This window comes from Pantoea sp. RIT-PI-b, from assembly GCF_001187905.1.
Lineage (GTDB): Bacteria > Pseudomonadota > Gammaproteobacteria > Enterobacterales > Enterobacteriaceae > Pantoea > Pantoea nemavictus.
The window spans coordinates 316739-340502 of the sequence record NZ_LGIS01000012.1 but is presented as its reverse complement, the minus strand read 5'-3'; the positions used below and the strand labels follow the sequence as shown (position 1 = coordinate 340502).

20 protein-coding genes and 7 tRNA genes are annotated in these 23764 nt (G+C 51.7%); 22 read left to right on the top strand and 5 right to left on the bottom strand.

Translation table 11 applies throughout. The features are described from left to right. The first annotated feature begins 18 nt into the window (after positions 1–18). Complete coding sequence (gene fur / locus AC790_RS03320) at positions 19–468, top strand: ferric iron uptake transcriptional regulator (protein ID WP_007890672.1); 450 nt, start codon at positions 19–21, stop codon at positions 466–468. A 60-nt stretch (positions 469–528) separates the two neighbouring features. Here the strand turns inward: fur and AC790_RS03315 are convergent, their stop codons facing one another. From AC790_RS03315 to nagE, 3 genes are all read right to left on the bottom strand, one after another. After that, a complete protein-coding gene (locus AC790_RS03315) occupies positions 529–924 on the bottom strand; it encodes a hypothetical protein (protein WP_049850901.1) in 396 nt (131 codons plus the stop codon). A 234-nt stretch (positions 925–1158) separates the two neighbouring features. Next, the gene (gene glnS / locus AC790_RS03310) at positions 1159–2826 is read right to left on the bottom strand and encodes a glutamine--tRNA ligase (protein ID WP_049850900.1); all 1668 of its coding nucleotides are present in this window, start codon (positions 2824–2826) and stop codon (positions 1159–1161) included. 152 nt (positions 2827–2978) lie between these two features. Next, complete coding sequence (nagE, locus tag AC790_RS03305) at positions 2979–5006, bottom strand: N-acetylglucosamine-specific PTS transporter subunit IIBC (RefSeq protein ID WP_049851211.1); 2028 nt, start codon at positions 5004–5006, stop codon at positions 2979–2981. 343 nt (positions 5007–5349) lie between these two features. Between nagE and nagB the strand changes: the two genes are divergently transcribed. The 12 genes from nagB (at position 5350) to AC790_RS03245 (ending at position 12243) form a co-directional block, all read left to right on the top strand. Continuing rightward, positions 5350–6150 (top strand): glucosamine-6-phosphate deaminase, encoded by an 801-nt coding sequence (nagB, locus tag AC790_RS03300; protein WP_007890676.1) that lies wholly within the window; start codon positions 5350–5352, stop codon positions 6148–6150. A gap of 61 nt (positions 6151–6211) precedes the next feature. Beyond that, on the top strand, positions 6212–7360 hold the full coding sequence (gene nagA, locus AC790_RS03295) for an N-acetylglucosamine-6-phosphate deacetylase (RefSeq protein WP_007890677.1): 1149 nt from the start codon (positions 6212–6214) through the stop codon (positions 7358–7360). A gap of 7 nt (positions 7361–7367) precedes the next feature. Further along, on the top strand, positions 7368–8588 hold the full coding sequence (locus AC790_RS03290) for an N-acetylglucosamine repressor (protein WP_049850899.1): 1221 nt from the start codon (positions 7368–7370) through the stop codon (positions 8586–8588). 41 nt (positions 8589–8629) lie between these two features. Next, positions 8630–9382: an HAD-IIA family hydrolase gene (locus AC790_RS03285; protein WP_036621535.1), complete on the top strand. Its 753-nt coding sequence runs from the start codon at positions 8630–8632 to the stop codon at positions 9380–9382. A 317-nt stretch (positions 9383–9699) separates the two neighbouring features. Then, a complete protein-coding gene (gene asnB / locus AC790_RS03280; RefSeq protein ID WP_007890680.1) occupies positions 9700–11367 on the top strand; it encodes an asparagine synthase B in 1668 nt (555 codons plus the stop codon). 215 nt (positions 11368–11582) lie between these two features. After that, positions 11583–11659: transfer RNA gene (locus AC790_RS03275), tRNA-Met, on the top strand. A gap of 7 nt (positions 11660–11666) precedes the next feature. Further along, positions 11667–11751, top strand: a tRNA-Leu gene (locus AC790_RS03270). Between the two features lie 21 nt (positions 11752–11772). After that, positions 11773–11847, top strand: a tRNA-Gln gene (locus AC790_RS03265). Between the two features lie 34 nt (positions 11848–11881). Further along, positions 11882–11956: transfer RNA gene (locus AC790_RS03260), tRNA-Gln, on the top strand. 26 nt (positions 11957–11982) lie between these two features. After that, positions 11983–12059: transfer RNA gene (locus AC790_RS03255), tRNA-Met, on the top strand. 6 nt (positions 12060–12065) lie between these two features. Then, a tRNA-Gln gene (locus AC790_RS03250) sits at positions 12066–12140 on the top strand. 28 nt (positions 12141–12168) lie between these two features. Further along, positions 12169–12243 (top strand) — tRNA-Gln (locus tag AC790_RS03245). An 88-nt stretch (positions 12244–12331) separates the two neighbouring features. Here AC790_RS03245 and ubiF read toward each other — a convergent pair. Then, complete coding sequence (ubiF, locus tag AC790_RS03240) at positions 12332–13504, bottom strand: 3-demethoxyubiquinol 3-hydroxylase (RefSeq protein ID WP_049850898.1); 1173 nt, start codon at positions 13502–13504, stop codon at positions 12332–12334. Positions 13505–13685: 181 nt separating this feature from the next. Between ubiF and miaB the strand changes: the two genes are divergently transcribed. The 9 genes from miaB (at position 13686) to AC790_RS03195 (ending at position 22991) form a co-directional block, all read left to right on the top strand. Further along, a complete protein-coding gene (gene miaB / locus AC790_RS03235) occupies positions 13686–15110 on the top strand; it encodes a tRNA (N6-isopentenyl adenosine(37)-C2)-methylthiotransferase MiaB (protein ID WP_049850897.1) in 1425 nt (474 codons plus the stop codon). Between the two features lie 207 nt (positions 15111–15317). Beyond that, positions 15318–16391: a PhoH family protein gene (locus AC790_RS03230; protein WP_049850896.1), complete on the top strand. Its 1074-nt coding sequence runs from the start codon at positions 15318–15320 to the stop codon at positions 16389–16391. Next, positions 16388–16861, top strand: coding sequence for an rRNA maturation RNase YbeY (gene ybeY / locus AC790_RS03225; protein WP_007890684.1), 474 nt, complete (start codon positions 16388–16390; stop codon positions 16859–16861). The genes AC790_RS03230 and ybeY overlap by 4 nt, the downstream gene beginning before the upstream one ends. A gap of 82 nt (positions 16862–16943) precedes the next feature. Then, positions 16944–17825, top strand: coding sequence for a CNNM family magnesium/cobalt transport protein CorC (gene corC / locus AC790_RS03220; protein WP_049850895.1), 882 nt, complete (start codon positions 16944–16946; stop codon positions 17823–17825). Positions 17826–17829: 4 nt separating this feature from the next. Beyond that, on the top strand, positions 17830–19356 hold the full coding sequence (gene lnt / locus AC790_RS03215) for an apolipoprotein N-acyltransferase (RefSeq protein WP_049850894.1): 1527 nt from the start codon (positions 17830–17832) through the stop codon (positions 19354–19356). A gap of 436 nt (positions 19357–19792) precedes the next feature. After that, positions 19793–20686, top strand: a complete 894-nt coding sequence (locus AC790_RS03210; protein ID WP_007890687.1) for a glutamate/aspartate ABC transporter substrate-binding protein — start codon at positions 19793–19795, stop codon at positions 20684–20686. A 161-nt stretch (positions 20687–20847) separates the two neighbouring features. After that, a complete protein-coding gene (locus tag AC790_RS03205; protein WP_007890688.1) occupies positions 20848–21588 on the top strand; it encodes an amino acid ABC transporter permease in 741 nt (246 codons plus the stop codon). After that, positions 21588–22265, top strand: coding sequence for a glutamate/aspartate ABC transporter permease GltK (gene gltK / locus AC790_RS03200; protein ID WP_007890689.1), 678 nt, complete (start codon positions 21588–21590; stop codon positions 22263–22265). The genes AC790_RS03205 and gltK overlap by 1 nt, the downstream gene beginning before the upstream one ends. Beyond that, a complete protein-coding gene (locus AC790_RS03195) occupies positions 22266–22991 on the top strand; it encodes an amino acid ABC transporter ATP-binding protein (protein ID WP_007890690.1) in 726 nt (241 codons plus the stop codon). Positions 22992–23076: 85 nt separating this feature from the next. Here AC790_RS03195 and AC790_RS03190 read toward each other — a convergent pair whose 3' ends face one another. Next, a complete protein-coding gene (locus AC790_RS03190) occupies positions 23077–23559 on the bottom strand; it encodes a zinc ribbon-containing protein (RefSeq protein ID WP_007890691.1) in 483 nt (160 codons plus the stop codon). Between the last annotated feature and the right edge of the window lie 205 nt (positions 23560–23764).

Genomic DNA, 23764 nt, shown 5'->3' with positions numbered 1-23764 from the left:
TAACAGGACAATATCCGCATGACTGACAACAACTCCGCATTGAAGAAGGCTGGCCTGAAAGTCACGCTCCCCAGACTGAAAATTCTGGAAGTGCTTCAGGGACCCGGACCCGAGTCCCATCACGTCAGTGCGGAAGATTTGTATAAACGCCTGATTGATATGGGCGAAGAGATTGGTCTGGCAACGGTATATCGCGTTCTTAACCAGTTTGACGACGCGGGCATCGTTACCCGTCATAACTTTGAAGGCGGTAAATCTGTCTTTGAACTGACCCAGCAACATCACCACGATCACCTGATTTGCCTCGATTGTGGCAAGGTTATCGAATTTAGCGATGAATCAATTGAAACGCGTCAGCGTGAAATTGCGACTCGCCATGGTATCAAACTCAGTAACCACAGCCTGTACTTGTACGGTCACTGTGCTCTGGGAGACTGCCGCGAAGACGACACGCTCCACGATAAGTAATTGAGTGTGCTATGCAGTATAAAAAAACCGGCGCTTGAGCCGGTTTTTTTATACCTGAAATCAGGCAACGATGGTTTCTTGCAGGTAACGCCAGCGCGGAATGCTGGTGCTGCAATCGAGAACCGCCAGTGAAATGCGGCTCTGATTGATGCCATTCATCATTTGTAATTCACGATATTGAATTGTCACTTCTTCGCTTTGCTGCGAGATGATGGCATGCTCACTGGTCGCAATACGCATACCTTCGCGTTGCCCATTCAATTGGCGAAACAGCGTCTCCATCTCATTGAGATCCAACCGTTTGCCTTGCGGCGTCACCATTTTAAATTCGGGATGAAAGTGCGATAAAAACAGATCAATACTGTCATCACTGCCTTCAACCTGATTGAAAATACGTTCGATAAGCTGATGTAAAACGACCACACTGTGCTTGGCTTCCAGGGCAAGACTTGTCATTTTTTATCCTTTGATAACCCGCGGAGCAACGTTTGAGTGCGCATAGCCTACCTGAAAAAAAGTTTTTCACACTGGCAAATGGTTTAATTTTGCTAAAGTCAGAATAGTCGTAAATGAGGAATTAATCGCAACAACAGGGAGGCAGCATAAAAGATTGCGGGTGGGCAAATAGAGGCAATAAAAAAGGGCGATTGCTCGCCCTTTCATGATCTTATCGTGCTGGCGACAAAATAATTAATCGCCGATTTTCGCCCAGGTATCGCGCAATCCAACGGTGCGGTTAAACACCAGTTTGGACGGCTGCGAATAAACGCTATCAGCACAGAAGTAGCCTTCACGTTCGAACTGATACGGTGCCATTGAATCGGCCTCGCGCAGACCTGGCTCAACGAAGCCCTGTTTGGTTTCGAGTGAGTTCGGGTTAATGGTGGTGAGAAAATCCTCAGCCGCGCCCGGATTTGGCACACTAAACAGACGATCATACAGGCGGAATTCCGCCGGCAGCGCGTGAATTGCAGAAACCCAATGGATAACGCCTTTCACTTTACGCCCGTCAGCAGGATCTTTGCTCAGCGTATCAACATCGCAAGTACAGTAGATACAGGTGATATTGCCTTCATCATCCTTCGCTACACGTTCAGCACGGATCACGTAAGCATTACGCAGACGCACTTCTTTACCCAGCACCAGACGCTTGTATTGTTTATTGGCTTCTTCGCGGAAGTCAGCGCGATCGATCCACACTTCACGGCTGAATGGCACTTCACGCGTACCCATCTCCGGTTTGTTGGGATGATTTGGCATGGTGATGATCTCTTCGTGACCCGCTGGCAGATTTTCAATCACCACCTTCAGGGGATCCATCACGGCCATCGCACGCGGCGCGTTTTCATTGAGATCGTCACGAATGCACGACTCCAGTGAAGCCATTTCTACGATATTGTCCTGCTTAGTAACGCCAATGCGGCGGCAGAACTCACGAATCGAAGCCGAGCTGTAACCACGACGACGCAAACCGGAAACGGTCAGCATGCGCGGATCGTCCCAGCCTTCCACAACTTTTTCGCTCACCAGCTGAGTCAGTTTACGCTTGGACATCACTGCGTATTCCAGATTCAGACGTGAAAACTCATACTGACGCGGGTGCACCGGAATGGTGATGTTATCCAGCACCCAATCGTACAGACGACGGTTGTCCTGGAACTCCAGCGTGCAGAGAGAATGCGTAATACCTTCAATCGCATCAGAAATGCAGTGGGTGAAGTCGTACATTGGATAGATGCACCACTTGCTGCCAGTCTGATGGTGATCGGCAAACTTGATGCGATACAGCACGGGATCGCGCATCACGATAAAGCTGGATGCCATATCGATTTTGGCACGTAAACAGGCTTTGCCCTCTTCGAAGCCACCATCGCGCATTTTCTGGAACAGCGCTAAGTTCTCTTCCACGCTGCGATCGCGATACGGACTGTTTTTGCCTGGTGCTGTGAGAGAACCTCGATATTCACGGATCTCATCTGCCGACAATTCATCAACATACGCCAAGCCTTTATTAATCAGCTCAACGGCATAGTTGAAGAGTTGGTCGAAGTAGTCTGAGGAGTAACGAATGTTGCCGCTCCACTCAAAGCCCAGCCATTGCACGTCACGCTTTATGGATTCGACAAACTCCAGATCTTCTTTCACTGGGTTGGTGTCGTCGAAACGCAGGTTGCACTGCCCTTGGTAATCTTGTGCGATACCAAAGTTCAGGCAGATAGATTTCGCATGGCCAATATGCAGATAACCATTGGGCTCAGGCGGGAAACGGGTATGCACAGTGTTGTGCTTACCGCTCGCCAAATCTTCGTCGATGATCTGACGAATAAAGTTCGTTGGGCGGGCTTCAGCCTCACTCATCTCAAAATCCTCAAAAGCTATAACGGGTGATTTGTACCACGAAGTAACGGAGTATGATCCACAAAGCGCAGGAGGGAAACAACCGTTTGTTGGTCGTTTTAAAACAAAAAAGGCAGGAATCGCTTCCTGCCTTCTGGCTCAATCACAAGGACTTAGCCTTTAACCTCGTACAGCGGAGTTTGACCTGCAACCACTGAACCGGTTGCCAGTAAATTCAGACCCGCGAAATCATCGCTATTACTGACGACGACTGGACTGATCATCGAGCGCGCGTTGGTGTTGAGATAATCAAGATCCATTTCGAGGATTGGCTGACCTGCAGTTACCGTTGCGCCCTCTTCCACCAGACGCGTGAAACCTTTACCTTCCAGCGCAACCGTATCCAGACCCATGTGCACCACAATCTCAACGCCATTTTCCGCTTCGAGGCAGAACGCATGGTTAGTGTTGAAGATCTTCACCACGGTGCCAGCAGTTGGCGCGACAACGGTTTTTCCGGTTGGCTTGATTGCCAGACCATCACCCACTGCTTTACTGGCGAACGCTTCATCAGGAACATTTTCCAGCGCAACAATTTCACCGGTAACCGGAGCCAGTAACGTAGCGATTACCGCTTTTTCACTGTTCAGTACCGCCTGCGGTTTTGCCGCTGGAGCCGGTGCTACAGGTGATGCAGCTGCGGATGCCGCAACCGGGCCTTTGCTCAGTACCGTTTTCATCGCTGTAGCAATGCTTTCAGCCTGGGTGCCGACGATAACCTGTACGCTCTGTTTGTTCAGGCGAATCACACCTGAAGCACCCAGACGCTTAGCGACGCCTTCATTTACCTGTGCAGAGTCTTTGACATTCAGACGCAGTCGGGTAATACAGGCATCGATGGTCGTGAGGTTTTCAGAACCGCCCACGGCTGCAATGTAACGGCGCGCCAAAGATTCGGTTTGGCTTTCACCACTACCGCTATGGTCGACATTCACATCATAACCATCGGTTTCATCGCCCGCAGAGAGTTCACGACCCGGTGTCATCAGGTTAAATTTCTGAATGGTGAAGCGGAACACCGCATAGTAGATAACGAAGAACACCAGACCTTGTGGGATCAGCATCCACCAGTGCACGGCCAGCGGGTTGCGCGTCGACAGCACCATATCCACCAGACCCGCACTGAAGCCGAAACCGGCAATCCACTGCATGCTCGCGGCGATGAACACGGAGAGACCGGTCAGTGCAGCGTGAATCACATACAGTACCGGCGCCACGAACATGAAGGAGAACTCCAGCGGTTCGGTAATACCGGTAAAGAAGGCCGCAAATGCTGCCGCCAGCATGATACCGCCGACTTTGGCGCGGTTTTCTGGACGGGCGCAGTGATAAATTGCCAGCGCTGCACCCGGAAGACCAAACATCATGATTGGGAAGAAGCCCGCCTGATAACGACCGGTGATACCTGGGATACCCGTACCTTCCGCGATAGACTGTGCGCCGCCCAGGAATTTAGGAATATCGTTGATACCCGCGACGTCGAACCAGAACACTGAGTTCAGCGCATGATGCAGGCCAACAGGAATCAGCAAGCGGTTAAAGAAGGCATAGACACCCGCACCCACTGAGCCCATCTTCTGAATGTGCTCACCGAAGCTCACCAGCCCACCAAAAATGAGCGGCCAGACATACATCAGCACGAAGGCCACGGCAATCATCAGGAAGGAGACAAGAATAGGCACCAGACGGCGGCCGCTAAAGAATGACAGCGCTTTTGGCAGTTCAACATGGCTAAAGCGATTGTAAACCTCAGCAGAGAGGATACCGACGAGGATACCGACAAACTGGTTGTTAATTTTACCGAAGGCGGCAGGAACTTGCTCCACCGGCATTTTCTGAATCATCGCTACCGCTGCCGGTGAACAGAGTGTGGTTACCACCAGGAAGCCCACGAAACCGGTCAATGCTGCTGCACCGTCTTTATCTTTTGACATACCGTATGCCACACCAATGGCAAACAGCACGGACATATTGTCGATGATTGCCGAACCGGATTTGATCAGCAGTGCCGCCAGTGCATTACCTGCACCCCAGCTATCTGGATCGATCCAATATCCAACACCCATCAAGATTGCCGCTGCCGGCAAAGTCGCTACCGGCACCATAAGCGCGCGGCCGACCTTTTGCAGATATCCTAGAATACTCACCTTATTCTCCCCCTATGAGACTGGCGTTTTGCCGTAGCGCGAGTTGATTTTATTATCCCGTCGCCCGGTACCTTGATGACACTTTTGACCACGAGGCGCAGTGTAAAGATAAATTAATTCGCCTCGCAAATTAAAACCACTCCAACTGTGACTTTAATCACCAAAATGATGGTTTGATAATGCGAAATGCTAGCCAGCACCACAAACTTATTTTATGATGAAAAATATCGAGTCGCACTTTTCCCTAATGGCTACGCTTAAACGCATTACGCTTAAGGGCAGAATACTGTTAGAGAAACGGCAACTCCACATTTCCAATCTTAATTGAGGTGAAGACATGAGACTGATCCCTTTGGCCACACCGACCCAAGTGGGTAAATGGGCTGCACGCCACATTGTTAACCGCATTAATGCGTTTAAGCCTAGCGCAGAACGTCCTTTTGTGTTGGGTTTACCAACTGGTGGAACACCGCTGGAAGCCTACAAGCACCTGATCGACATGCACAAAGCGGGCCAGGTTAGTTTTAAGCACGTGGTCACCTTTAATATGGATGAGTATGTAGGTCTGCCAAAAGAGCATCCAGAAAGTTACCACAGCTTCATGTATCGTAATTTTTTCGATCATGTTGATATTCAAGAGCAAAACATCAATCTTCTCAATGGTAATGCAGAAGATATTGACGCAGAATGCCGCCAATACGAAGAGAAGATCCGCGCTTACGGCAAAATTAACCTGTTTATGGGCGGCGTAGGCAACGATGGTCATATTGCTTTCAATGAACCGGCTTCATCCCTCTCATCTCGTACCCGCATTAAAACCCTGACGCACGATACCCGCATCGCAAACTCACGCTTCTTTAACGGTGATGTGGATCAGGTACCCAAATACGCGCTGACCGTTGGCGTTGGTACGCTGCTGGATGCAGAAGAGGTAATGATTCTGGTAACAGGTCATTTGAAAGCGCAAGCGCTGCAGGCCGCGGTTGAAGGTAACGTCAACCATATGTGGACCATCAGCTGCCTCCAGCTGCATGCAAAATCCGTCGTGGTATGTGATGAACCAGCAACGATGGAACTGAAAGTGAAAACCGTGAAATATTTCCGCGAAATGGAAGCGGAAAATATGAAAGGTGTGTGAAAACACGTTGTAAAAAAACCTGCTGCTGGTTGGCGGCAGGCTTAGCCGGGAGAGATAAACGATGTACGCATTAGTGAACGGCCGGATTTTTACCGGTCATGAAATTCTGGACAATCATGCAGTTGTGATTGCGGATGGCCTGATTGAGCGTGTGTGTCCGCGTGATGCCCTGGACGCGGCAATGGCACAGCAGGATGTGGCTGGTGCGTTTATCGCTCCTGGTTTTATTGATTTGCAGCTGAATGGCTGCGGCGGCGTGCAGTTCAATGACGATATCAATGCGTTAAGCGTGGATACATTGGAGATTATGCAGCGTGCCAATGAAAAATCAGGCTGTACCAGCTATTTGCCAACGCTGATTACCAGCACCGATGCGCTAATGAAACGCGCAATCGAAACTATGCGCGCCTATCTGGCTAAGCATCAGAATCAGGCGCTGGGCCTGCACCTGGAAGGTCCGTGGTTGAACAAAGCCAAAAAAGGCACGCACAATCCTGAATTGATTCGTCTGCCGGATGCCGAGTTGGTGGATTTTCTCTGTGCAAACGCGGATGTCATCACTAAAGTCACGCTGGCCCCTGAAAACGCCGGCAGTGACGTGATTCGTCAATTACGTGATGCGGGAATTATCGTCTCAGCGGGTCACTCTAATGCGACCTATGAAGAGGCAAAAATCGGCTTTAGCGCCGGTGTGAGCTTTGCCACGCACCTCTATAATGCAATGCCAACGTTTGCCGGACGTGAGCCAGGTCTGATCGGTGCGCTGTTTGATTCGCCTGATGTATACTGCGGCATCATTGCAGATGGTTTACATGTCCATTACGCTAATGTGCGCAATGCAAAACGCATCAAGGGCGACAAACTGGTGTTAGTAACGGATGCCACAGCACCAGCTGGCGCTTCGATTGATCAATTCATTTTTGCAGGCAAAACAATATACTATCGCGATGGCCTTTGCGTTGATGAGAACGGTACGCTCAGCGGTTCTGCATTAACCATGATTGAAGCGGTGCAGAATAGCGTTGAACACTGTGGCATCGCTCTTGATGAAGCGCTGCGTATGGCAACACTTTATCCGGCGCAGGCAATGGGTGTGGAGAAACAGTTAGGTACGGTTGAAGCAGGAAAAGTCGCCAACCTGACTGTCTTTACCCGCGATTATCAAATCACTAAGACGTTAGTCAACGGAGACAACGTCCTCAGCGAGTAAGTATTGAATGACCACTGGCGGCCAGTCTCAAATAGGAAATGTCGATCTTGTTAAACAACTCAATAGTGCAGCCGTTTATCGGCTAATAGATCAACAAGGGCCCATTTCGCGCATACAGATAGCCGAACACAGTCAGCTTGCGCCCGCCAGTGTCACCAAAATCACCCGCCAGCTCATTGAGCGCGGCCTCATCAAAGAGGTGGAGCAACAAGCCTCCACCGGTGGGCGCCGCGCCATCTCGATTATTACCGAAACCCGTCATTTTCATACTATTGGCGTACGCTTAGGGCGTAATGACGCCACGCTGACGCTGTTCGACCTGAGCGGAAAATCACTGGCGCAGGAAGATTATCCGCTGCCGGAGCGCACCCAGGAAACGTTGGAGAATGCGCTATTCAATGCTATCAGCGCTTTTATGGCGGCACATCAGCGTAAGATTCATGAGCTGATCGCTATCGCGGTGATTCTGCCAGGTTTAGTCGATCCGATTAATGGCATCATTCGCTACATGCCGCATATCGCGGTAAGTCATTGGCCACTGGTTTCCAGTCTGAAAAAACGCTTTAACGTCACCAGTTTTGTTGGTCATGACATTCGCAGTTTGGCACTGGCAGAGCACTACTTCGGTGCAAGCCGCGACTGTGCTGACTCCATTCTGGTGCGTTTACACCGTGGTACCGGCGCTGGCATTATTGCCAATGGCCATATTTTCCTCGGCAGCAACGGTAACGTTGGCGAGATCGGCCATATTCAGGTCGATCCGTTAGGTGAACGCTGCCATTGCGGAAACTTCGGTTGCCTGGAAACCATCGCTGCCAATGGTGCGATTGAAAATCGCGTGCGGCACCTGCTTAATCAGGGCTATCCCAGCTCACTAACACTTAATGATTGCCTGATGCCGCAGATCTGTCGCGCAGCTAATCAAGGTGACGCGCTGGCGTGCGAAGTTATCGAATACGTCGGCCGCTATTTGGGTAAAGCGATTGCCATCGCCATCAACCTGTTCAATCCGCAAAAAGTGGTGCTGGCCGGTGAAATCACTGAAGCCGACAAAGTGCTGTTTCCTGCCATTGAAGGTTGCATCAATACGCAGACACTTCCGGCATTTCGTAAGAATCTGCCGGTGATGCGTTCCGAGCTCGATCATCGCTCGGCAATTGGCGCCTTTGCCTTAGCAAAACGCGCTATGCTGAATGGCATTTTGTTGCAACATCTGCTGGAAGAGTAATCACCAGCCTGCTATCTGGCAGGCCCGACCGGATGCAATCTATGACGATTAAAAGCGTAATCTGTGACATTGACGGCGTGTTGATGCACGACAACACCGCCGTTCCCGGCGCGAACGAATTTCTGCAGCGCATTCTGGCGAAAGATATGCCATTGGTGGTATTAACCAACTACCCATCACAAACGGCTCTTGATCTGGCCAACCGCTTTGCCAACGCGGGGGTTGAGGTACCAGATTCGGTGTTTTATACCTCGGCGATGGCCACGGCTGACTTCCTCAAGCGTCAGGAGGGGAAAAAAGCCTATGTGATTGGCGAAGGTGCATTAATCCATGAGCTGTACAAAGCGGGCTTTACTATCACCGACGTCAATCCAGATTTCGTAATCGTGGGTGAAACGCGCTCATTTAATTGGGACATGATGCATAAAGCGGCTTTCTTTGTTGCTAACGGCGCACGCTTTATCGCAACCAATCCCGATACGCATGCGCGTGGCTTTGTTCCCGCCTGCGGGGCGCTCTGTGCCGGGATTGAGACCATTTCTGGCCGCAAACCGTTTTATGTTGGTAAGCCAAGCCCGTACATCATGCGCGCGGCATTAAACAAAATGCATGCGCATTCTGAAGAGACGGTGATTGTCGGGGATAACCTTCGTACCGATATTTTGGCAGGCTTCCAGGCCGGCCTGGAAACCATTCTGGTGCTGTCGGGCGTTTCAACGCTCAGTGATATTGATGCGATGCCATTCCGACCGGACTGGATTTACCCATCGGTCGCCGATATCGATCTCTTTTGAAATCAGCCATAATCTCTTCTTATAGCCCTGCTCAAGCAGGGCTTTTGTTTTTAATGAGGTAAATCCCTCCTCCGACGATCATCACATGAACACAAATTGAGCAACAATTCAGATTCATTAGATACTATCTAAATTAAACGTGTATTTATTGAATAAAATTCAACGTTACGCGCCTATAAACATTCTTTTTATCAAAGAATCGTGATTTCACTTGCACTACCACCATCACTTAGCGCATTTTCTTATACATCACGCAGTCATTACTGCCGGACAAACGTAGAAATAACTTCGCCACAAGGTGAGATCAGGAGTCAGTTATGTGTTCAATTTTTGGTGTGCTGGATCTGAAGAGTGATCCTATTGAGCTGCGCAAGAAAGCGCTGGAATCTTCTCGTCTGATGCGTCACCGCGGCCCAGATTGGTCAGGTGTTTATGCGGATGATAAAGCCATTCTGGTGCATGAGCGCTTGTCGATTGTTGACGTTAACAACGGCGCACAGCCGCTGTATAACGCTGACCACACCCACGTACTGGCTGTTAACGGTGAAATTTATAACCATCAAGCGCTGCGTGCCGAGCTGAGCGATCGTTACGCCTTCCAGACCGGTTCCGACTGCGAAGTTATACTGGCGTTGTATCAGGAAAAAGGCGTTGATTTTCTCGACGAACTGCAGGGCATGTTCGCCTTTATTCTGTGGGACAGCGTTAAGCAGCAATACCTGATTGGCCGCGACCATATCGGCATTATCCCGCTGTATATGGGCAACGATGAGCACGGCAACCTGTATGTTGCTTCCGAAATGAAAGCACTGGTGCCAGTATGCCGTAGCATTAAAGAGTTCCCGCCGGGAAGCTACATGTCGAGCGCCGATGGTGAAATTCGTCGTTACTGGCAGCGTGACTGGATGGAATTTTCCGCCGTCGAGCACAACACCACCGACGCAGCAGAGTTGAAACATGCGCTGGAAGAGTCAGTGAAAAGTCACCTGATGTCCGACGTACCTTACGGCGTGCTGCTGTCTGGTGGACTCGACTCTTCCATTATCTCTGCCGTCACCAAGCGTTTCGCCGCAAAACGTGTAGAAGATGCCGATAAGAGCGATGCCTGGTGGCCGCAGCTGCACTCCTTTGCGGTGGGCCTGGAAGGTTCTCCAGACCTGAAAGCAGCGAAATCGGTGGCAGAGCATCTTGGCACCGTGCACCACGAAATCCATTTCACCGTGCAGGAAGGTCTGGATGCGATTCGTGATGTGATTTATCACATTGAAACCTACGATGTGACCACCATTCGCGCATCTACGCCGATGTATTTGATGTCGCGTAAGATCAAAGCGATGGGCATCAAAATGGTGCTGTCAGGCGAAGGTGCGGATGAAGTCTTTGGCGGCTATCTCTATTTCCATAAAGCGCCAAACGCTAAAGAATTCCATGAAGAGAACGTGCGTAAATTGCTGGCTCTGCATATGTTTGACTGCGCTCGCGCCAACAAAGCGATGTCCGCCTGGGGCGTGGAAGCGCGCGTACCGTTCCTCGATAAGAAATTCCTCGACGTGGCGATGCGTATCAACCCGGAAGATAAACTGTGCGGCAGTAACGGCAAGATGGAGAAACACATTCTGCGTGAATGCTTCTCTTCATATCTGCCAGAAAGCGTGGCGTGGCGCCAGAAAGAGCAGTTCTCTGACGGTGTTGGCTACAGCTGGATCGATACGCTGAAAGAAGTGGCGGCGAAGCAGATCACTGACCAACAGTTGTCGACTGCGCATTTCCGCTTCCCGTACAACACACCGAACTCGAAAGAAGCGTATCTGTATCGCGAAATCTTTGAGGAGTTGTTCCCAATTGCCAGCGCTGCAGAGTGTGTACCGGGCGGTCCATCGGTGGCCTGTTCTTCAGCTAAAGCCATAGAGTGGGACGAAGCCTTTAAATCAATGGATGACCCTTCAGGCCGTGCCGTAGGTGTGCATCAGTCCGCTTATAAATAAGGTTTTTACTCAACAAGATAAGGGGCTCAAATGAGTCCCTTTTTTGTGCAATCGATGATGTCATGAGTGAAAATTGCCGAATAAACCACCAGCCTGGTTACAAGCCAGACAAACAGGCGTTTTAAGGCGAAAAACGGCAAAAAAATTGTTGACGCTACAAGACTCAATACGCATAATGCGCCCCGCAACGCCGATGAAGGTTACGCGAAAAAGATGGCTACGTAGCTCAGCTGGTTAGAGCACATCACTCATAATGATGGGGTCACAGGTTCAAATCCCGTCGTAGCCACCATCTTTTTGCGGGAGTGGCGAAATTGGTAGACGCACTAGATTTAGGTTCTAGCGCCGCAAGGTGTGCGAGTTCAAGTCTCGCCTCCCGCACCATTTCAGTCTTCGGCAGCCGGATGGGGTATCGCCAAGCGGTAAGGCACTGGTTTTTGATACCAGCATTCCCAGGTTCGAATCCTGGTACCCCAGCCAATCCGGAATATGTTGTGGATACAAAATCGACGAATGGGATATCGCCAAGCGGTAAGGCACCGGTTTTTGATACCGGCATTCCCTGGTTCGAATCCAGGTATCCCAGCCATCGTCGGATGCAGTAAGCAGTACCAAGGCTACGTAGCTCAGCTGGTTAGAGCACATCACTCATAATGATGGGGTCACAGGTTCAAATCCCGTCGTAGCCACCAAATTATTGGGGTGTCGCCAAGCGGTAAGGCTCTGGTTTCTGATACCAGCATTCCGGGGTTCGAATCCCTGCACCCCAGCCATAAAAAGACAATTTGATTAAACACCTATTGGGGTGTCGCCAAGCGGTAAGGCACTGGTTTCTGATACCAGCATTCCGGGGTTCGAATCCCTGCACCCCAGCCAAATTGCACAATAAAGCCCGCTTTTGCGGGCTTTATTGTTTTCTGCGTTCGGGCATTAACCCGGAGCGCACTGATGCGCCCCCTACGATTTATAAACCTAGCGCGTAGCGCAGCACCTTGCGTTTTAACGCTCCGGCATTCTCCGCGGCAATCAGCGCCAGATTGCGCGCAAAGCGTAATGGCGGCAGCTTATTACTAAATGCGAAGTAGAACAGATCCATCCCGCCCTGCATCAGTAAGTTGTCTTTATAACGCTGACGATGATAACGCTGCAGCACGGCATCCGATGCCCAAAGCTCCGCCTGGCTGCGCGCCTCAACCAGCGTAGTGATCAAAGCATCCACATCCCGATAGCCCAGGTTAACACCCTGCCCGGCCAACGGGTTGATGGTATGCGCCGCATCCCCCACCAGCGCTAATCCGGGCATCACATAACGCGTAGCATGACGTCGCACCAGCGGGAACGATGCTGCGGTTTTGACTTTAAAGTTTCCCACACGGGCCGGAAAGTTCGCATGAATCTCTTTCTCCAGCTGTGACAACGGCAAACTTTGCAGCTGACGAATACGCGCCGGCGCGTCATACCACACCAGCGAAGCACGACGATCAAACAGCGGCAGGAAAGCACGTGGCCCTTGCGGCGTAAACTGCTGCCAGGTGGAGTCGCCAACATACTGCTCGCACTCCACGCTGATAAGCATACAGGATTGCGCATAGTGCCATCCTCGCACGCCAATGCCCGCTAATTGACGCACCCGTGAGTTGGCACCATCAGCGCCGACCACTAAACGCGTATCCAGCGTTTGCCCGCTATCCAGTTGCACATGCCAGCCAGCGCTATGCGGCTGCAAACCCTGTAAACTCGCCGGGCAAATTAGCGTGATGCCTTCTTCCTGCATCTTTTCCCACAGCGACCGCTGCAGCACGCTGTTCTCCACCATGAAGCCCAACTCAGGTAATCCAAGCGACGCTGCATCAAATGATACATGCGCGTTTTGCCACTCCCAGGTTTCCAACTGCCGATAAGGTGCACAGCGCATAGCCAGTACGCGCTGCCAAACATCCAGCTGCTGCAGCAGTGCGACTGAGGAGGCACCAATCGCGGAAATTCGCACATCCGGCTCGCTGCTAGCATCAAAGGCCGCTGGCTCCGCTCGTTCAATCACTGCCACGCGGAACTGTTGCTGCGCCAGACCACACGCCAGCGCCGCGCCAACCATGCCACCGCCCACGATCACCACATCAAAATGTGAATCCTGCATCGACTCTAATCCTTCTTTTTGCCGTGAGACCTTACAGCATCACGTTGATAGCTAAAGTGTACCGGAAATTCGTCATTCGATGCGACGTGCATGCGTGAAGTATGCAGGGTTAGCTGGTCACAGCTGCAGCGAGGCATTACAATACGCGCCCTGCACTTCGCGTTAACCAATGGCTAGTTCGATGACCAAAAAACTGCATATCAAGACCTGGGGCTGTCAGATGAATGAGTATGATTCATCGAAGATGGCCGATCTGTTGAACAGTACGCACGGCTATACCCTCACTGAGGCAGCTGAAGAAGCGGACGTTCTGCTGCTCAACACCTGCTCAATTCGTGAAAAAGCGCAGGAGAAGGTTTTTGCACTGTTAGGCCGTTGGAAAAAGCTGAAAGCCGATAATCCCGAGGTGATCATCGGGGTGGGTGGTTGTGTAGCCTCGCAGGAAGGTGAACGTCTGCGTCAACGCGCCAGTTACGTTGATATCGTGTTTGGTCCACAAACGTTGCATCGCCTGCCGGAGATGATCAACACCGTACGCGGCAGTAAAAGCCCAATCGTAGACATCAGCTTCCCGGAAATCGAAAAGTTTGACCGCCTGCCCGAACCGCGCGCAGATGGCCCAACCGCGTTTGTTTCCATCATGGAAGGCTGCAACAAATACTGCACTTTCTGCGTGGTGCCTTACACCCGCGGTGAGGAAGTAAGCCGTCCAAGCGACGATATTCTGCTTGAGGTCGCCCAGTTGGCCGCTCAGGGCGTACGAGAAGTTAACCTGCTGGGCCAGAACGTCAATGCCTATCGCGGTGCCACCTTTGATGGCGATATCTGTACCTTTGCTGAATTGCTGCGCTTAGTGGCGGCAATCGACGGCATTGACCGTATTCGTTTCACCACCAGCCATCCGATTGAATTTACCGATGACATTATCGAGGTCTATCGTGATACCCCCGAGCTGGCAAGTTTCCTGCACCTGCCCGTCCAGAGCGGCTCGGATCGTATCCTGACCCTGATGAAGCGTGCTCACACCGCACTGGAGTACAAAGCGATTATTCGCAAGCTGAAGGCGGCGCGTCCGGATATCCAGCTGAGCTCTGATTTCATCATCGGCTTTCCGGGTGAGACACAGCAGGACTTCGAGCAGACCATGAAGCTGGTGGGCGAAGTGAATTTCGATGTGAGCTTCAGCTTTATCTACTCGATGCGCCCAGGCACGCCAGCGGCCGATCTGCCAGATGATGTGTCGGAAGAGGAGAAAAAGCAGCGTCTCCACATTCTGCAAGACCGCATCAATCAACAGGTAATGGCGTGGAGCCGCCGCATGTTGGGCACTACGCAGCGCGTACTGGTCGAAGGAATTTCACGCAAGAATGTGATGGAGCTGACCGGTCGTACCGATAACAACCGCGTAGTGAATTTCGAAGCGCCGGTTGAAATGATCGGTAAGTTTGTTGATGTTGAAATTGTTGATGTCTACGCCAGCTCACTGCGTGGCGTGCTGGTGCGCACCGAAGAGCAAATGGCGCTGCGTGTAGCAGAGAGTCCAGCGTCGGTGATTGCCCGTACCCGCAAAGAGAACGAAATCGGCGTTGGTTTGTTCCAGCCTTGAAACCTCTAACGTTGAGCGATAGCGCACAAAGCGCTGTCGCCTGTTTCATCCTGTCGCCCTTGCTTTCCGCAGACGCTGCCCAAATATCGTTTCTGAAGCTTGCGCCTGTGCGCAGCGCCATAAATAATTCCATAAAGATGCTGAACGCTTTGATGCCAGCATCCGGCACACCTTTTCAACTGGCCCTGAGTGACCTTAAGGATTCATTTGAATATCGAAACGCGTGAAATAGCCCTTGAACCGGCAGATAACCAACGACTGATGAGCTTGTGCGGTCCGATGGATGACAATGTGAAGCAGCTAGAGCGCCGTTTGGGCCTTGAAATCAAACGTCGCGATAACCTGTTCACGCTGACTGGACGCTCGCTGTGCGTGGACGCTGCCGTGAATATCCTGCGTACCCTGTACGTTGATACCGCCCCGATGCGTGGTCAGATTAAAGATATCGAACCGGACCAGATTCACCTGGCGATCAAAGAGAGCCGCGTACTGGAACAAAGCGCTGAGAGCGTGCCGGAATTCGGCAAAGCGGTGAATATCAAAACCAAGCGCGGCGTGATCAAACCGCGCACGCCTAACCAGGCGCAATACATCGCTAACATTTTCGCGCACGACATCACTTTTGGTATTGGCCCGGCCGGTACCGGTAAAACCTATCTGGCGGTGGCTGCCGCGGTGGATGCGTTGGAACGTCAGGAGATTCGTCGTATTTTGCTGACGCGTCCGGCGGTGGAAGCCGGTGAAAAACTCGGCTTCCTGCCCGGCGACCTCAGCCAGAAAGTGGACCCCTATTTGCGTCCACTCTACGACGCGCTGTTCGAAATGCTCGGCTTTGAGCGTGTAGAGAAACTGATTGAGCGTAACGTCATCGAAGTCGCTCCGCTGGCCTACATGCGCGGACGCACGCTGAACGACGCCTTCGTCATTCTTGATGAGAGCCAGAACACCACCATCGAGCAGATGAAAATGTTCCTGACGCGTATCGGCTTCAATTCCAAAGCGGTGATTACCGGTGATATAACGCAGATTGACTTGCCGCGTAGCACCAAATCCGGCTTGCGCCACGCCATTGAAGTGCTGGCAGAAGTCGATGAGATCAGCTTTAACTTTTTCCACAGCGAAGACGTGGTCCGTCATCCGGTTGTCGCACGCATCGTGAATGCTTATGAAGCCTGGGAAACCGCCGATCAGAAACGCCGTGATCAACAGGCAGAAGAGCGCAAACGCGAAGCTATCGCGGCTCAGCTTGCCACCCAAACCAGCCCGCAGGAGCGTTCATGAGCGCGGTGATTTTAGACTTACAGCTGGCCTGCGCCGATGAAAACCATCTGCCTGCGGAGAGCGATTTTCAACGCTGGCTGGAAGCGGCGGTAACACCCTTTCAGCCGGAAAGCGAAGTCACTGTTCGCCTGGTGGATGAGGCGGAAAGTAATGAGCTTAATCTGACTTATCGCGGCAAAGATAAGCCGACGAACGTGCTCTCTTTCCCGTTTGAAGCCCCTCCGGGAATTGAGTTACCGCTACTGGGCGATCTGATCATTTGCCGCCAGGTTGTCGAGCAAGAGGCTGCTGAACAAGGCAAAACCGTTGAAGCGCATTGGGCGCATATGGTTGTGCACGGTACGCTGCATCTGCTGGGGTACGACCATATCGAAGATGAAGAAGCCGAAGAGATGGAGGCGCTGGAGACCGAGATAATGCTTGCTCTTGGTTATCCTGATCCGTACATTTCGGAGAAAGAAGACGCCTGAGCCGTTGGTTCAGGTTATTGCGCTGCTGGCGCGGATGCCAGCAGCCCCAATCCCTCATTAGAGAGAACGAAATAAAAACGCCATGAGCGACGACCATTCTCAAAACAGCGACGCACCCAGTAGTAAAAAGGGATTTTTCTCCCTGCTAATCAACCAACTGTTTCACGGTGAGCCAAAAAACCGTGATGAACTGCTGGGGTTAATCCGCGATTCTGAGCAGAAAGAGCTGATCGACCAGGATACCCGCGACATGCTCGAAGGGGTGCTGGATATTGCCGAACAGCGCGTGCGGGACATCATGATCCCACGCTCACAAATGATCACCCTGAAACGCAACCAAACTCTGGAAGAGTGCCTGGCGGTGATTATTGAATCTGCGCATTCACGTTTCCCGGTGATCAGCGAAGACAAAGATCATGTTGAAGGCATTTTGATGGCCAAAGACCTGCTGCCGTTTATGGCGAGCGCGTCTGAGCCGTTCAGCATGGAAAAGGTGCTGCGCACCGCCGTGGTGGTGCCTGAAAGCAAGCGCGTTGACCGCATGCTAAAAGAGTTCCGCTCGCAGCGTTATCACATGGCAATTGTCATTGATGAATTTGGTGGCGTCTCTGGTCTGGTGACCATCGAGGATATTCTTGAGCTGATTGTTGGCGAAATTGAAGATGAGTATGACGATGAAGAAGGTCGTGATATTCGCCAACTCAATCGTTACACCTACACCATGCGTGCTTTAACGCAAATTGAAGATTTTAACGAAGTCTTTGGCACCGATTTCAGCGATGACGAAGTCGATACCATTGGCGGATTGGTCATGCAGGGATTCGGCCACCTTCCCGCTCGCGGCGAAAGTATTGTCATTGATGGTTATCAGTTCAAAGTCGCAATGGCTGACAGCCGCCGTATTATCCAGGTGCATGTAAAAATTCCGGAAGACTCACCCCAACCGCAACTGGAAGACGAATAATTTTATGGCTTTAGCCTCTCTTTACTCGCAGCAGCGGGTACGCCTGCTGCTGGCGTTAATTATGGGTGCCATTGGCACCCTTTCCTTTTCTCCCTACGATTTCTGGCCCGCTGCGTTAATTTCGCTGTTTGGTCTGCAGCTGTTGCTGCTGGAACGCCGCACTGCACAGGCGGCGGCCATCGGCTTCGTCTGGGGATTTGGACTGTTTGGTAGCGGCATCAACTGGGTCTACGTCAGCATTGCCACATTCGGTGGCATGCCCGGCCCGGTTAACATCTTCCTGGTGATTCTGCTGGCGGCCTATCTGTCGCTTTATCCGCTGCTGTTCGCCAGCTTACTTAACCGTTTCTGGCCACGCGCAACGCTATGGCGTTTGGCGTTGGCAGCACCGGCTTTATGGCAAGTTAGCGAATTCCTGCGCGGCTGGGTTCTCACCGGCTTTCCGTGGCTGCAGTTTGGCTACAGCCAGATTGACGGCCCGCTGAAGGGGTTAGCGCCGTTAGCCGGGGTAGAAACCATTACCTTCCTGCTGATGGTTATCGCTGGCCTGCTGGTTCACGCGTTACATCACCGCACGGTAAAAAGTTTAATAGCCGCCGCGTTACTGCTGTTGCTGCCGTGGCCACTGCGCATGCTGCAGTGGTATCAGCCGCTGCCGGAACGTAGTGTTGATGTCGCCATGGTGCAAGGCAACATTCCACAGTCGATGAAGTGGGATCCCCAGCAGTTACTGAATACGCTGCGCGTCTACACCTCATACAGCCAGCCGTTTATCGGTAAAGCACCGATCATCATCTGGCCGGAATCAGCGATTACCGATCTGGAAAGCAACCAGCAGCCGTTTCTGCGTGCGCTGGATGCTAAGCTGCGCGCGCGTGGCAGTTCACTGATTACCGGTATCGTGGATTCGCGCGTGGAAGGTGATCATCGCTATCACGACTATAACTCAGTCATTGTATTGGGTGGCGAACAGCCTTACAGCTATCAAAGCCAGAACCGTTATCAGAAAAACCATCTGGTACCCTTTGGTGAATTTGTACCGCTGGAGGAGCTGCTGCGGCCATTAGCTCCATTCTTCGATCTCCCGATGTCATCCTTTAGCCGTGGCGCCTATGTTCAGCCGCAGCTGAAAGTGTCGGGTTATAACCTAACCAGCGCTATCTGCTATGAGATCGTGCTGGGGGAACAGGTTCGAGCCAACTTCCGTCCGGATACCAATTTCTTGTTGACGGTCTCTAACGATGCCTGGTTCGGCCATTCAATCGGGCCATGGCAGCATTTCCAGATGGCGCGCATGCGTGCGCTGGAGCTGGGACGTCCGCTGCTGCGTTCCACCAACAATGGCGTTACCGCGGTAGTAAACGCCAACGGCGAGGTGGAGAAGGAGCTGGCACAGTTCACGCGCGACGTTCTGGAAGCCAAAGTGACACCAACCCGCGGTGAAACACCGTATGCCAAAGCGGGTATCTGGCCAGTATGGATTCTGACGTTGATTGGCATCGTGGTAGCGATTTTGCGCCGTCGTCACTAATCCGGTTGTTGTCATGACAGGCGAAGTAAACACTTCGCCTGTTTTATCCGCTGTTTTCTCTCTCTTCCGCCCCGCTTTCCCCGATTCTCTGCTGTCTTTTTACAGATATTCATCGTGCTGGCACGATCATTGCTATTTATTTCAGTGATTTTCGCAAACATTGGCTTTTGTCAGCGTATTGCAACCTTCACGCACTAATTTGTGGCATTGATGTGCACTCTGTTAGCGCATCAGGAAATTTTTGCCTTTTATTGGTGCGGAGCGGCTCGCAAAAAAGAAACTTTTTTGTTTCATTGCGTTAACAATTCGCTATGTTAATCACTATCCTGCGTGCAGTTGCGCTATGGGATAACTAAAAAAGCAGCACGAAATACACACAACATCACAATCTGCGCAGTTTATGTTCTGCGCGACATCCATACGAAGGAGTTGGAACATGCAGATACGCAAAGTGGCATTATCTCTTTTGCTGTTGGGAGCAGCAGCGGGAGCGGCCCAGGCGGAAGATCTCACCGGTACCCTGAAAAAAATCAATGATAGCGGCGTGATCGTCGTTGGGCATCGTGAGTCGTCAGTTCCCTTTTCTTACTATGACAACCAGCAAAAAGTGGTTGGCTATTCACAGGATTACTCAAACGCCATTATTGCCGCCATTAAGGCCAAGCTGAATAAGCCGGATCTGCAGATTAAAATGCTGCCGATTACCTCACAGAACCGTATTCCACTGTTGCAGAACGGCACTTACGATTTTGAGTGTGGTTCTACCACCAACAACCTTGAGCGTCAGAAACAAGCGGCTTTCTCTGACACCGTGTTCATCATCGGTACGCGTCTGCTGGTGAAAAAAGGCGGCGACATCAAAGATTTCGATGATCTGAAAGGCAAAACCGTTGTGGTGACTTCCGGTACCACCTCTGAAGTGCTGCTGCACAAGCTGAACGATGAGAAGAAAATGGATATGCGCATCATCAGCGCAAAAGACCATGGTGATTCTTTCCGTACGCTGGAGACCGGTCGTGCTGTGGCCTTCATGATGGATGATGCGCTGCTGGCGGGTGAACGTGCGAAGGCCAAGAAGCCTGACAACTGGGATATCGTTGGCACGCCGCAGTCGAAAGAAGCTTACGGCTGCATGCTGCGTAATCAGGATCCCCAGTTCAAACAGCTGATGGATGAAACTATTGCCAAAGCACAAACCTCGGGCGAAGCGTCAAAATGGTTTGAAACCTGGTTCAAACAGCCAATTCCACCGAAAAATCTGAACCTGAACTTCGAACTTTCAAGTGACATGCAGGCCCTGTTCAAAGCACCGAACGATAAAGCCCTCTGAATTAACAACGACAACAAGGGCAGCCCCGCTGCCCTCTCGATTGCTGAACATGCGGTGCGGACAGACAGACTGTAACAGGCCGTTCCCCTGAAGCAGGACGTAAGACACCGCTCAACAATCTTATGGGTAGCCTCGCTACCCTTTTTTTACCGGAGCTCGTTATGGGTATCGATTGGAACTGGGGCATTTTTCTTGAACAGGCCCCGTTCGGCAATACGACTTACCTTGGCTGGCTGTGGTCCGGATTTCAGGTCACCATTGCGGTGTCCTGCTGCGCCTGGATTATCGCCTTCCTGGTAGGTTCCTTCTTTGGCATTCTGCGTACCGTGCCCAACCGCCTGCTGGCGACGATTGGCACCTGCTACGTGGAACTGTTCCGTAACATCCCGCTGATTGTGCAGTTCTTCTTCTGGTATCTGGTGGCGCCAGAGCTGGTCGGGGAAAACCTTGGCATGTGGTTTAAAGCGGAGCTAGACCCCAATATTCAATTCTTCGTTTCATCCACGATTTGCCTTGGCTTGTTCACCGCAGCACGTGTCTGTGAGCAGGTGCGCGCGGCGATTCAGTCGCTGCCAAGCGGTCAGAAAAATGCGGGCTTAGCGATGGGGCTGACACTGCCGCAAACCTATCGTTATGTGCTGCTGCCGAATGCATATCGCGTGATTGTACCGCCGATGACTTCGGAAATGCTCAACCTGGTGAAGAACTCGGCCATCGCCTCAACCATCGGTCTGGTGGATATGGCGGCGCAGGCGGGCAAGCTGTTGGATTACTCCGCCCATGCCTATGAATCCTTTACCGCCATCACCCTGGCGTACGTCGGCATTAACCTGGTGATCATGCTGATTATGAGTGTGGTAGAACGCAAAATCCGCCTGCCTGGCAATATGGGAGGCAAATAATGTACGAGTTTGATTGGAGTTCGATTGTTCCCAGCCTGCCTTACTTATGGAATGGGTTGATCATTACCTTCAAGATCACCGCGATTGCCGTGGTATTTGGCATTATCTGGGGCACAATTTTGGCGGTGATGCGCTTGTCGCCGATTGCGCCGGTGCGCTGGTTTGCCAAGCTTTACGTCAACCTGTTCCGCTCCGTTCCGTTGGTGATGGTGCTGCTATGGTTCTATTTGGTCGTGCCCGCGTTCCTACAGCAGGTGCTGGGCTTATCGCCTAAATCGGATATCCGCCTGATCTCCGCCATGGTGGCATTTGCGTTATTTGAGGCTGCGTACTATTCGGAAATTATCCGCGCGGGCATCCAGAGCATCTCGCGCGGTCAATCCAACGCCGCACTGGCGCTGGGCATGACGCATTGGCAATCGATGAAATTGATCGTGCTGCCGCAGGCGTTCCGCGCCATGGTGCCGCTGTTGCTGACGCAAGGTATTGTCCTGTTCCAGGATACCTCGCTGGTATATGTATTGAGCCTGGCTGACTTCTTCCGCACCGCCTCTACCATTGGTGAGCGCGACGGAACCCAGGTTGAGATGATTTTGTTTGCCGGTCTGGTCTACTTCGTGATCAGCCTGAGCGCTTCGCTGTTGGTTACCTATCTGAAAAGAAAAAGGACGGTTTAAATGATTAGCCTGAAAAATGTTTCGAAGTGGTATGGGCACTTTCAGGTGCTGACCGACTGCTCCACCGAAGTAAAAAAAGGTGAAGTGGTGGTGGTCTGCGGTCCGTCTGGCTCAGGTAAATCAACGCTGATTAAAACCGTCAACGGTCTGGAGCCGATTCAAAAAGGCAGCATTCAGGTGACCGGCACCGAAGTGAATAACAAAAAAACCAACCTCGCCCAGTTGCGTAGCAAAGTGGGCATGGTGTTTCAGCACTTCGAACTGTTCCCACATCTCAGCATCATTGAGAATCTGACGCTGGCGCAGGTTAAGGTGCTGAAGCGGGATAAAGCAGCATCGCGCGAGAAAGCGCAGAACCTACTAAAACGCGTTGGGCTGGCAGCGCACGCCGATAAATTTCCGGGGCAGCTTTCCGGTGGTCAGCAGCAGCGCGTAGCGATCGCCCGTGCATTGTGCATGGATCCGGTAGCAATGCTGTTTGATGAGCCGACGTCAGCGCTCGATCCAGAAATGATCAACGAAGTGTTAGACGTAATGGTTGAGTTAGCGAATGAAGGTATGACCATGATGGTGGTGACGCATGAAATGGGCTTTGCGCGTAAAGTCGCTAACCGCGTGATCTTTATGGATGAAGGGAAAATTATTGAAGACACCAATAAGGATGACTTCTTTAACAATCCGCAATCCGATCGTGCGAAAGACTTCCTGGCGAAGATCCTGCACTGATTAGCGCAATAAATTGCGCCGCTACGATAAGTGCTCGTACCCGTAGCGGCGCGATTCATCGCGCGGGGGTTATTCGTTTATAAAATCAGGGTTCAAATGGCTGACGCTGGAACTGATCGTGGCCACACTCCGGGCAGCGCGTTAAGCTCTCTGGCGTATAAATCGCCCGCGTGAAGCCGCACTTCTCGCAGACTAAATTCCCCAAGCCGACCACTTCACCGCTCTGGTAAACGCCGTGATGACGGAGATCCTGAAACACTTCGCGCCACTCTAACTGGCTTTTATCAGTGATATCCGCCAATTCTTTCCACAGGCTCTCACGAATCACCCGTAAAAACACCGAATCGCCGACCACATCAGAAGACTCCTGATAGCTCAGCGCAAACTCATGCAAATCGCGCCGTACGGCACGCATCACTTCATTTACCTCGGCGGGCGACAGCGTCTTCTTCGCCAGCAAACTTTGCCGTGCCTCCGCGACCAGTGCATCAACATCACGCTCGCCATGATCCAAACGTTGGGATAATGCTTCAATCGTTGCACGGTATTCCTGCGCCACGTTATTCATTTTGTTCTCCTTTCCGCTACGGGTGCTGCAGTTAAGTTTAGCTGCTTTGGCACATTTGCAGCGCTGACAACGGGAGAAATCACAAAAGGGTGAAAGCGGCGGCGCATTCAGCAGAAATCCGGTTTGCAGGGGCGTGAAAAGTTGTTGAGGCGCAGCCTTATGGGTATGCTATGCGGATCTATGCTTAGCGATTTTCGATTTTCAC